Raw genomic sequence first — 3,349 nt, forward strand, 5'->3', positions numbered from 1 at the left:
GACATCCAAAACTTTGCGGGGCTCCGTTTTTTGTTAACTCTTCAGCTCCTAAAAGCACCGCACTCACCGGGTCTCTCCCCCGATTCCCGGCGCTGAGCGCTGTGAAGGAGGCCTTCACGGACCTGCGTGGCGGGTCTAGACCGGGTGGACCGGGCCGTTGGTCACGACCGGGTGCAGCTCGGCCGGGCGTTCGGCCGCGGGGTGTTCGAACCCGTTGACGTGCAACGAGACCGCGCGGATGGAGCCGGTGTCGCCGCCGGCGACGTCGGCGACGGTGAACGTCCACGTGCCGTCGGCCACCACCGAGCCCAGCGCCGCGCCGAAGCTCGCCGCGGGCCGCCAGGTGCCGGTGAACGGCGCGTTGGCCGAGGTCAGCGAGCTGTACGGCTTGGCGGCGCCGTCGGCGAAGACGACCTGGCACAGGTTCTTGCCCGAGGTCCCGGTGCGGCTGAACACCGTGGCCTTGGCCCCCGACGGCGCGGTCAGCGTGCCGATCAGGTCACCGACGTAGGAGTGGTTGAGCCCCACCGTCGCCGACTTCGGATCGGTGCCGCAGACGGTTCCGTCGACCGAGAGCGTCACCTTCGACGCCCGCCCGACCCCGCTCACCGTGATCGGCACCGACGCGCCGAGCGGGTTGTTGTCCGGGACGGCGACCGGGTCACCGGCGTAGGCGAAGTCCCTGGTCACCGAGGACGGCGTGCCGACCGGCACCGAGAACCGCGCGGTCTTCGGCGAAAGCGAGCCCGCGAAGGTGACCTTCGCGTTCAGCACCACCGGCACCCCGACCTCGTGCGTCGCCGGGACGGTGACGGCGAAGTCGTTGACGCCGGTCTGCCCGGGGCTGATCGTGCCGTAGGACTTCGACCGCGGCGCGATCGCGACGCCCGGCGTCGGGCTGCTGAGCACCACGCTGGTGGAGACGGCGGCACCGTCCCCGGTGTTGGTGACCGGCAACGACACCGTCGCGGTGTCACCGGGGTTGAGTGCCGTCGCGCCGTTCGGCGGCGTCACCGTCGGCTGTTTCGCGAAGGCCAGCGGCTGCGGGCTGGCTCCGGTGTAGGAGAGCACCTTGTCCGCGAGCAGGACCCCGGCCCCGCTGGTGTTGTCCTTGCCAGGGGTCTCGATGTCGACGGCGGTGGCGAGCAGCGCTTCCCGGACGTCCGATGTGGACAGACCGGGGTTGCCGGACAGCACGAGGCTCGCGATCGCGGCCGCGTGCGGCGCGGCGGCCGAGGTGCCGAAGAACGGGTCGAACCCGGTCACCGACGTCCGGACGCCGTCCGCGGCGGTGATTTCCGGCTTCTGCCGTACTTCACCCCCGGTCGAGGACACGTTGCCCGGCGTGATCGGCGTCCCGTCGGCCTGGTAGAACACCCGCCGCGGACCGTCCGAAGAGAACCGTTCGACCTTGGTGGCGCCGGAGAACGAGCCGGGGAACGGCCCGGCGGGGTTGGCCGGGTCACCGGGTTCGAGCGGCCTGCCGAACGCCTTCGCCGCCGGGGCCGCCGCGACACCGAACGCGGCACGCGCGGCCGAATGCCCGGACGTCATGCCCGGCGTGGTGTAGGCCTTGAGACCGTCCGGGGAGTCCGCGAAACGGCCACGCAGCGCGGAAAGCGACAGATACCGGTTCGCGCCGGAGAACTTGACGATCGCCAGCCGCAGCCCCGAGATACCCGTGGTGTTCAGCCGCTCGTAGGGATCCTGGGTCCCGGTCTGGTTGTTCTGGCTGAACGTGACCACGTTGCCCTTGGCGTCGAGCAGGTAGAGGTCGTAGTCGTTGTTCGACGCGCCGGTCGGGTCGGACCAGAACAGCGTCACGGGCACCGCGCCCGTGCCCGCCGAGATCGGCTCGAAGATCTGCGTCCCGGCCGAACCCGCGAAGTTGTGCGCTGTCCCGGCGTATTTCGCGACTCCCTTGCCGGAGTCGACGAAGTCGCCTTCCCAGTGCCCGGAAGTCCCGTCGAGCACGCTGCCCTCGTTACCGGCCGAGGAGAAGTACAACGCGCCCGCGGCGGTCACGTCGTTCACCGCCTGCGCGATGATCCAGTCCTGGAACGGCGACTCCTTGAAGTAGAAGACGTCGTCCACGATCACGTCGCAGTGCGATTCGAAGCGGAGCTTGCGGATGTTGTCGGCGAAGCTCGCGTCGGAGTTGAACGCGGTGGCGAAGCCGAGTTCCGCGTTGGGCGCGAGATCGTGGATGATCTCGAGCATCGCGGTGCCCTCGTCGCCGCTGCCCTCCTGGCCGGCGATGACGTCGACGTTCGCCGGCAGTTCGCCCTTGGCCTGCGAGACGGCCAGCGAGTCGACACCGTCGGACAACGCGCACGCCTTCACCCCGACACCGGTGACGCCGAACTGCTGGCGTGCGATGTCGGCGTTGTGCGCGCGGTCGCCTTCGCTGGTGATCGTCGCGGCCGCCGCGTTCTTGCTTTCCTGCGCCCTGCGCAGTTCCGCGGCGAGCCGATCCGCCTTCTGCTGCTTGGTTTCCGCCGGTTTCGCGGTGCTCGTGCCGGGGGTGCTCGGCACCTCGTGCTGACGCGCGGTCATCGCCTCGTCGGCGGCCTCGACCCGCTTGACGTCTTCTCGCGCGGCGATGCCGGTGAGCGCGGCGAGCGGCACCTCGGCCCGGATGCTCGCCAGCCGGTCGGACACCGCGCGGATGCCCGCGCCCGCCTTGGTCAGTTCGGCGATGAGCCCGTCGGACACCTTGGTCGCGCGGATGTCGACCAGCGTGGTCCCCGACGGGGAGATTTCGGCCCCAGACTGCAGTGCGGGCACGGCCGAGGCGTTCAGCCGCCGCTCGCGGATCTTCGTGTCGACGAGCAGTTTGCTGTCTACTTTGGACTCGGCGGCGGACTGCCCGGTCTTGACCGCCTGCAGGGCGGCGATCTGGCGGGCGGAGTTCTCGGCGAACGAATCCGGTGTGGACTCGGCTGCCCCGGCGACCGGCGGGGTCACCACGCCGAGCGCGGCGACGAGCGCGGCACCGGCGGCCAGTACGGTGGTTCTTCGTTTCAGGGAACGGCTTCGACGCACGTGCGCCTCCGATTCTCCAGGCGCGTGCCCCGACTCACGCTGGCCAATGCCGGTGATCACCGGCTGAACCAGGCTAAGTACCGTCCGTCCACGGTCAATAGCAGCCGTTCGAGTGACAGCGGACGGAGATTTTCCGTTCGCCGCCAGAAGGTGTAGGCCGTTCAGCGCAGAAGGACGGGCGGATGGATCAGTGTCGTGGGGGGGGGGGGGGCCCCCACGGCGGACCGACGGCGGCCGGCCCCCGCATGGCGCCCGCGCGTGAAGTGAGCACTTGAGAGCTGCACCGCTCGGCCCGCCCCCCCGC

At 70.1% G+C, this 3,349-nt stretch carries 1 protein-coding gene; it reads right to left on the bottom strand.

The genetic code is table 11. From position 1 onward, the window contains the following. Nucleotides 1–135 precede the first annotated feature (135 nt). On the bottom strand, nt 136–3,045 hold the full coding sequence (locus ACFWX1_RS46900; protein ID WP_378396422.1) for a S8 family serine peptidase: 2,910 nt from the start codon (nt 3,043–3,045) through the stop codon (nt 136–138). Nucleotides 3,046–3,349 lie beyond the last annotated feature (304 nt).

It is taken from the genome of Amycolatopsis sp. NPDC059021, assembly GCF_042739895.1.
Classification (GTDB): domain Bacteria; phylum Actinomycetota; class Actinomycetes; order Mycobacteriales; family Pseudonocardiaceae; genus Amycolatopsis.